Source organism: Nitrosomonas sp., from assembly GCF_019752415.1.
GTDB lineage: Bacteria > Pseudomonadota > Gammaproteobacteria > Burkholderiales > Nitrosomonadaceae > Nitrosomonas.
In genome coordinates, this window is the sequence record NZ_JAIEME010000095.1 from 1 (window position 1) to 7,917 (window position 7,917).

Consider the following 7,917-nt stretch of genomic DNA (forward strand, 5'->3'; position numbering starts at 1 on the left):
TAACATGGTGAGCATTCCTATCTTGTAGTACTTAGAATCGTACCACAGCGACATGTCATAGTTAGCGCTCGAACTCGCGCTCGTTGTGCCATAAGTTGTTGCCATTTTTGTTACCTCCTATTAATTAATTCAACAAGCTAGTTAATAGAAATCAGTGCTTAGCAAGAAAAATATAATTCCAACTAAACACCTTCATTGGACAGGTCATTTCTCAAGGAAAGTTCCCGTCAATCCCAAAAAATAAAGTCATGATAAACCATACACTCCACCGAGTAGAGTGTTACCCGCACATAAAATACTGATTTTATATTTTAATAAAAATAAATTTGAATACAATCGATTAGCGCATTAATCCCAGAGATTCCGAATAACAAGACATCTTGTCATAAAAATGTCATAGAAATGTAACTGTCATAAAACTGTAACATTACTACGATATAAAGATTGCCATCTTTTAAACCCTCGATCAAAGACCGATTATGCGATTATTCAGACACACGATGGCAATCATAGTTGTAATAAATTTAAGTGTTATGTCCAATGCGTTTGCCCTTGATTTATATGTTGACACAAAAACCAAGCAAATTTTTGCTGAACCCGGGCCGGGGCGGGTACATATGGGTACATATGAAAAATCTGGGCAAGCATCTGCTAAAACAGAAACACCTAAAATACTCGTAGCGCCATCTCATACCATGGCAGATTCTTCTAATAACACTGAAGTGCCTGAATTATCGACAGCTCATGAAGGCGATAAAACCAAAAGTGACCGTCTGACAAGATTGCGAGAAAAGGCTGAGAAAGAACAGCTTAAAGGTCAAGTTTCAGTACTTGAAGAGCGGGTCAAAGAAGTTGAAAAGATACACGGGAATTTTGATGACCGCGGACTGCATTGGTCAACCAAGGATGGTAATTTTTCGGTATCGCTCAATGGACGGATACAACCTGCCTCACAGTACAATTTTATCAATGAACCTGATCCTGCTTTCGGAACCAACACACCCAATGAATTGAATAGCGGCATGAATATCCGCCGTGCACGTCTTGGCGTTGAAGGTACTTTTTATAAAATATGGGATTATAAGTTCGAGTACGACTTTAGCCGTGGTAACGGCTCTGTTGGGTCCGGGATTACCGACGCATTTGTAAGATTAAATCATACCGATGCATTATCTTATAAAATTGGTTCATTCAAGGAACCATTCAGTTTGGAAGAAGCCGCCAGTAACCGTTACCTAACTTTCATTGAACGTCATATGTCGGTCAACTCATTCGTCGACAATCCCAATACTTACAAGACAGGTATCGGTGCCAACTACGCAGTTCAGCGGTGGCAAACCGGCTTGGCTTTTCAAACAGAGCCAATTGGTTCTTGGTCGGCTGCTTCGACCTCAGTAAACGCCAACGGCAATCAAAGTCGCAATAACGGCTCTGGCGATACCGGCTGGCAAGGCATCGGCCGTATCAGTGGCCGTCCCTGGATGGAAAGCGATACCAAATTTATGCATGTCGGTATCTCTGCAGGGCACACTGAAGTTAACACCCAATATCGGGCTGACGGCACGATGGTTGGTGAAGGATCAAACGGCGGTGGTGGCGGGATGTCGTTCTTTGCCTTCCCAGGAACCAACGTAGATCGTACCAACATACTAAATACCGGCAACTTGAGTACAGGCGCGCTGAGTGATCCGCTTCACCGCCGCGTGAGCAGTTACGATCGTTATGGCGCAGAATCCTGGCTTGTTTATGGCCCGTTCTCTGCACAAGGCGAATACTTACGCACCAATATCAATGGTACTGGATACAACGATGAACATCTGACAGGCTATTACGGTTTTGCAAGCTACTTCCTGACCGGCGAATCTAAGGCTTATCATGTTAGAAATGGTGCGGCAAACCGGATTAAGCCTAATCGTCCATTTCAGTGGAACGGCGCAGGCTGGGGCGCATGGGAAGTCGCCGCAGGCTATGATTACATCGACATGAACTCTGGCGTGATTAAAGGTGGAAAGGCGGATATGGTTAGATTCGGTTTAAATTGGTATCCCCATTCAAATGTTAAATTCCAAAGCAATGTTATTTACATGTTGGATATCAACACAGCGGGAACTCCAACTACGAACACAAATGGTTATTCAGGTGGCGCCGGCGCACGTACAAACGGATGGAATAACGCTGAGTTTAGCTCATTCCTGACACAGGTTACAGTTGATTTTTAAGCTTGTGCAAGAAATCTCTGCAAATTAAATTGCACTTCAATAAACCGGGAATTCAGAATCATTGCATGAATTCCCGGTAGAATCAGGCTTCGGATTTCTAGGGAAACATTGATATATTCAAACATATCGATATGACTCAACTTCAGACAACCAGCCTCAACCTTGCATCACCCGAGCGATTGTACAACTGTGAGGGCTTGACAGGCAAAGTCGGACAGTTTGAGCGTAGAACAGAGAGCACCAAATGTGAAATAAAAATTACTTCATTGGGCGGTGACCACGCCCCCCCCCCCCCCTTCTGTCAAGTGACTCTGTGATCGTTAAAGATTCACTTGCTTTGCCGCGTTAGATACTGATTTCTTGCGTGCGTAGGACAATGATTATCTCCATCATTCGTTTGGAATGTGATGCGACATCGGGTATGTCGTCAAGCTCACTCACTTAAACGGAATATCGGCCAAGCGTCTCAACAGCGCCAGGTCAATTCATCAATGTCGATGACGTTACCCATGATCACGCTATCCCTAAGGCAATATGCACCTTTGCTATTCCGGTCTTTCGTGGCACCGTATTCCACTCTGTCTTATTCAAAAAGCGGCGTGTTTCTTCGGCGCGATTGCAGCACAGGGCCGATTACTACGCTATCCATGCAGTAAAAAAATAGTCGGTATCTTGTTGATATCTGGTAAAGAACGTTTCCATTCTCTAACGGATTTTGTGGCAACCAGTTCACTGGAAAAAGTAAGGTGGCTTGCAATACATAAATCCGTGCTGTCACAACAGACTATAACCAGTTGTTCCAGTAATTTCTGATTACGGTAAGGCGCTTCGATAAAAATCTGTGTTTGCTTCAAACTAATCGATAATTTCTCCAGCTCCACAATTCTGCTTGCTCGCGCTGTGCTTTCAACCGGCAAGTAACCATGAAAGGTAAAGCGTTGACCGTTCAAACCAGAAGCCATCAGCGCCAGCAATATCGATGAAGGTCCGACTAATGGCACTACCATGATATTATTTTTGTGCGCCAATCGAACTAATTCTGCCCCAGGATCCGCCACTGCGGGACAACCTGCTTCCGATAACAATCCCACATCGTTTCCGGTCAATATTGGGTCCAGCAATGCCAGCAGATCTTTTGATGACGTATGTTCATTCAAGGTTTGCATGCTTAATTCTTGTAATGAATGCTTACAATCAATCTGTTTCAAAAAGTGCCTTGCCGTTTTAGGATGCTCCACAATAAAATGTGAAATTTCAGCGATGCACTTTTGAACTGCTGATGGTAATGCCCAAGCAATGTTTTCCTGACTGATAGGTGTTGGGATCAGATAGAGTTTTCCGGTCATCAGAATACCGATGATTGGGAGGTATGTAGCATATAGTCGAGGCTATGCTCAGATTTTCTAATGGAGGATTCTGGGTACACTCAATATAAATTCCGGTATTGCAACATCGAAATGCACACCATCTTCAGCCGCCATCTGATAACTTCCTTTCATAGATCCCACAGGGGTTGGAATCACCGTTCCACTAGTATATTCAAAGCTATCACCCGGTTTAAGTAATGGCTGCTCACCCACGACACCTAGCCCTCGCACTTCCTGAGTAGTGCCATCTCCATTATTGATAATCCAGTGCCTGCTGATTAATTGGCTGGTTACAGTGCCCGTATTCGCAATGGTTATCGTGTACGCAAATACATGCCTTTCAGCTTCTTCATCGGATTGATCAGGTAAGTATATCGTGCGGATACTGACATCAATTTCATATTTTTTATCTTCGTTCATTTTTTTATTCCATACTCTTTTTAATAGTGTATCAAGAAAAAGTATAAGGCGTATTACTCAGGATAATTTCCGTAATAATTTCTACTCTTTTACGCGCAATCCATCATTTGCGGTTAAAATGCAGAATTTGTTTATTACACTAAGAGGTCTTCATGTACCGCATTGCACCGAGCATTTTATCAGCTAACTTCGCTAAACTAGGCGATGAAATCACCGCCGTTATTGAATCAGGCGCAGATATAGTTCATTTTGATGTTATGGATAATCATTATGTTCCCAATCTCACTATCGGCCCTTTGGTATGCGAAGCCATTCGTCCTGTCACTGACGCCATGATTGATGTACATCTGATGGTCGAACCAGTTGATCGTATTATTCCGGACTTCGCCAAGGCAGGTGCCAATATCATTTCGTTTCACCCTGAAGCTTCCAATCACATTGATCGAACTATCGGATTAATTAAAGAGCAAGGTTGCAAAGCGGGCTTGGTATTTAATCCTGCCACGCCTTTACATTATCTAGATCATGTGCTCGACAAACTTGATCTGATCCTTATCATGTCTGTGAATCCTGGGTTTGGCGGACAGAAATTTATTCCTGAAGCATTGAACAAATTACGTGCCGTGAGAAAACGCATCGATGCCAGCGGCAAAAATATCATGCTGGAGATTGATGGCGGTGTTAAAGTGGATAATATCGCTGAAATCGCCCGTGCCGGAGCGGATACCTTTGTTGCTGGATCAGCCATTTATTCGGCCGGTAAAGACACAGATCCGCATCGCTATGATACCGTCTTAGCGGCACTTCGCGCTGAATTAGCAAAAGTGTAATTTTCTAACATTTCTATTTAGCTCATTGCTATTCCATATACTCAGATGAATCATAGTCTTTCTGGCAGCACAAATGCCTCTGCAAAAAGAATCAAATTTCCATTAACGGCTAAAGTGATCATGATTGATCTGGACGGCACGTTGCTTAATACCGCTGACGATCTCGCATTGTCTGCGAATCTGATGTTAAAAGATCTGGGGTTGCCGGAACAATCGACAGCAACGATCTGCTCATACATCGGTAAAGGCATACAAAAACTGGTCAAGCGTACATTGACCGGGCAATTGGATGGTGAACCCGATGCGGCCTTATTTGAAAAAGCGCTGCCGATCTACGAAAAGCATTACGCCAATAATTTGAGTGTCAACACACGCCCCTATCCGGGCGTTCTCGAAGGCATTAAAGCCTTGCAACAGGCGGGATTTAAGCTAGCTTGCATCACCAACAAAGCGGAAGCATTTACCCTGCCGCTGCTGCGCGCAACTGGGTTATACGATCAATTTGAAATCGTATTGTCCGGTGACAGTCTACCCAGGAAAAAACCTGACCCGATGCCATTAACGCACATTTGTACGCATTTTGATGCGCAACCGCACGAAGCCTTGCTCATTGGCGACTCACTGAATGACGCCATTGCTGCCAGAGCTGCCGGTTGCCATGTGTTCATTGTTCCTTATGGCTATAACGAAGGACGCGATGTTTACGAGCTGGATTGTGATGCGATTGTCGAATCATTGTTCGATGCATCAAAATTAGTTAAAAGACTGTCTTGAAAACTGAGATGACCGAAACCGATTTTAATAAGCTCGCACAACAAGGATACAACCGTATCCCAATCGTACTGGAAACTTTTGCGGATCTCGACACCCCTTTATCCATCTATCTAAAACTGGCCAACCGGCCCTATTCGTATCTATTGGAATCGGTCAAAGGTGGAGAACGTTTCGGTCGATTCTCATTCATTGGTTTACCGGCAACAACACGGATTGAAGCCCGCGGCAATCAAGTTACCACGATCGTTGACGGCAAATCTGAAACAAGCTTAGTGGACGATACACTGGCATTTGTCGAATCCTATCTGGCGCAATTCAAGGCAGCACCCTGCCCGGCTGGAAAATCCCGTTTTTGTGGTGGTTTGGCCGGCTACTTTTCATACGATACCGTACGCTACATCGAGCACAGACTGGCAGGCCACGCAAAACCGGATACGTTGAATACCCCGGATGTTTTGCTGTTACTGTCGGAAGAACTGGCTGTGGTGGATAATTTATCCGGAAAATTATATCTGATCGTTTATGTCAATCCGGAAAACGAGAATGCCTACCAATTCGGGGGAAATCGCTTAAAAACTTTATTAGCTAAGCTTCGTCAATCAATCACCATTCCAACAGAGGAATCTGTTACTTCCGGTGCTGCAATATCGGAATTTCCTGAAGCCGATTTTAAAGCTGCTGTCGAGCGGGCAAAGCGCTATATCTATGATGGTGACATCATGCAAGTCGTTTTGTCCCAACGCACGAGTAAACCGTTTAATGCGTCTCCCCTGTCACTGTATCGTGCGCTTCGCAGCCTTAACCCTTCGCCCTACATGTTTTTCTATCATCTTGATGATTTTCATATTGTGGGTGCTTCTCCGGAAATATTGGTGCGCCTGGAAAGCGATACCGTTACTGTTCGTCCGATCGCAGGAACCCGGCCTCGTGGAAAGAACATAAAGGAAGATGCGGAATTGGCAGCAGATTTACTCGCCGACCCCAAAGAACTGGCGGAGCATGTCATGCTAATGGATTTAGGCCGCAACGATATTGGGCGTGTTGCGCAGACCGGAACGGTGGTTGTAACGGAAAAAATGCAAATAGAAAATTATTCGCATGTGATGCACATCGTATCCAATGTGGAGGGCAAGTTAAAACCTGAGCTGACCGCGGTCGACGTGCTGCGCGCGACGTTTCCGGCAGGAACAGTCAGTGGCGCTCCTAAAGTACGCGCCATGGAAATCATCGACGAACTGGAAATATCTAAACGCGGTATTTATGCTGGTGCAGTAGGCTATCTTGGATTTAATGGCGATATGGATCTGGCGATTGCAATTCGTACCGGTGTTATCAAAGATGGTCAATTGCATGTACAGGCGGGTGCAGGAATTGTTGCCGATTCGATTCCGCAAAATGAATGGATTGAAACCCAGAATAAAGCTAAAGCATTGCTTCGTGCTGCAGAAATTGCTGAAAATGGATTGGATAGTAAATTCTGAAAATCCTTATAGCATACTGTGGAGAATAAACAACCCCATGGAAAAACCACAAGTCTGTTTACTTTTCCTCACTCAAAAAGCTGTCGGTATCTTTTTAATTATTTTTTGGCACTAGGGTCTGTTGGCATTTCACATAGATAGCCACAGATATCCACATGCCATGACTACCATACTCTCAAAATTTCTTTTCAATTTGTCGTATCGTGTCGCTACTGCCCGATTCTGCTTTAGCCGAGCAAAAGCATTTCCACCAAATGCCGGCATCTATACAAACCCCAATGATTCCTTGGGCCAAGTGGACGAATCGGATCGCGCCGCACTATCCGATAGCAGGTTTGGGACACAAGCCATTTGCATTGGAAGCGATGCTATGGATTCATATGATGCATCAATGGTTTGGTTATTCAGATCCGGCAATGGAAGAAGCGTTACATGATGTGCCAATGTTACTTGAATTTGCAGAAGAAGATGTCATACCTGGTGAAACGACGATTCTCAAATTTCATCACCTGCTGTAGAAGCATCACTTGGCACAAAGCCTGCTTGCTGAAACAACTGCGCGGTTATCGCAACAGGGATTATTGTGCTGCGACAGGTCACAATAGTTGACGCCACGCTGATAGCGGCTGCGACATCGACATCGACCAAGAACCGGCTACGCAAACGTGATGGCGAAATGAGCTCGACTAAGAAGAACAAGGCTATGTAGTAATTAACTGTTGAAATTGTCTTGTTTTTCCAAGTGACATTAGGAAACAGAGGGTTGGTGTAACGTTCTGACCGAGACGGTCAATCATTCTATGCCACCCCAAATAACTCGCAAGAT

8 protein-coding genes and 2 pseudogenes are annotated in these 7,917 nt (G+C 44.5%); 5 read left to right on the plus strand and 5 right to left on the minus strand.

Annotated features, from left to right (window positions below; genetic code table 11):
• Nucleotides 1-500: 500 nt before the first annotated feature.
• Nucleotides 501-2,219, plus strand: coding sequence for a porin (locus K2P83_RS13105; protein ID WP_292929900.1), 1,719 nt, complete (start codon nt 501-503; stop codon nt 2,217-2,219).
• Between the two features lie 641 nt (nt 2,220-2,860).
• On the opposite strand, the gene K2P83_RS13110 is transcribed toward K2P83_RS13105, so the two are convergent.
• Both K2P83_RS13110 and apaG read right to left on the minus strand, forming a co-directional pair.
• Entirely contained in the window at nt 2,861-3,565 is a 705-nt protein-coding gene (locus K2P83_RS13110) for an SAM-dependent methyltransferase (RefSeq protein ID WP_292929902.1), read from the minus strand.
• A 57-nt stretch (nt 3,566-3,622) separates the two neighbouring features.
• Complete coding sequence (gene apaG / locus K2P83_RS13115; protein WP_292929904.1) at nt 3,623-4,006, minus strand: Co2+/Mg2+ efflux protein ApaG; 384 nt, start codon at nt 4,004-4,006, stop codon at nt 3,623-3,625.
• Nucleotides 4,007-4,158: 152 nt separating this feature from the next.
• Here apaG and rpe point away from each other — a divergent pair, with 152 nt between their 5' ends.
• The 3 genes from rpe to trpE are packed head-to-tail and all read left to right on the plus strand — an operon-like array spanning nt 4,159 to nt 7,091.
• Nucleotides 4,159-4,836 (plus strand): ribulose-phosphate 3-epimerase, encoded by a 678-nt coding sequence (rpe, locus tag K2P83_RS13120; protein ID WP_292929906.1) that lies wholly within the window; start codon nt 4,159-4,161, stop codon nt 4,834-4,836.
• Between the two features lie 45 nt (nt 4,837-4,881).
• On the plus strand, nt 4,882-5,610 hold the full coding sequence (locus K2P83_RS13125) for a phosphoglycolate phosphatase (protein WP_292929908.1): 729 nt from the start codon (nt 4,882-4,884) through the stop codon (nt 5,608-5,610).
• Nucleotides 5,611-5,618: 8 nt separating this feature from the next.
• Nucleotides 5,619-7,091 carry an anthranilate synthase component I gene (gene trpE, locus K2P83_RS13130; RefSeq protein ID WP_292929910.1) on the plus strand — a complete coding sequence of 491 codons (1,473 nt, stop codon included), beginning with the start codon at nt 5,619-5,621 and terminating at the stop codon, nt 7,089-7,091.
• A 129-nt stretch (nt 7,092-7,220) separates the two neighbouring features.
• Here trpE and K2P83_RS13135 read toward each other — a convergent pair.
• Nucleotides 7,221-7,369 (minus strand): annotated as a pseudogene (locus tag K2P83_RS13135) (IS5/IS1182 family transposase); the annotation flags it as partial.
• Nucleotides 7,370-7,474: 105 nt separating this feature from the next.
• Here K2P83_RS13135 and K2P83_RS13140 point away from each other — a divergent pair.
• A complete protein-coding gene (locus tag K2P83_RS13140) occupies nt 7,475-7,609 on the plus strand; it encodes a transposase (protein WP_292929914.1) in 135 nt (44 codons plus the stop codon).
• On the opposite strand, the gene K2P83_RS13145 is transcribed toward K2P83_RS13140, so the two are convergent.
• Together K2P83_RS13145 and K2P83_RS13150 are read right to left on the minus strand one after the other, a co-directional pair.
• Entirely contained in the window at nt 7,587-7,790 is a 204-nt protein-coding gene (locus tag K2P83_RS13145; RefSeq protein WP_292929912.1) for a hypothetical protein, read from the minus strand. The two genes, K2P83_RS13140 and K2P83_RS13145, sit on opposite strands and share 23 nt — an antisense overlap.
• A gap of 2 nt (nt 7,791-7,792) precedes the next feature.
• Nucleotides 7,793-7,917, minus strand: a pseudogene (locus K2P83_RS13150) (IS1595 family transposase); the annotation flags it as partial.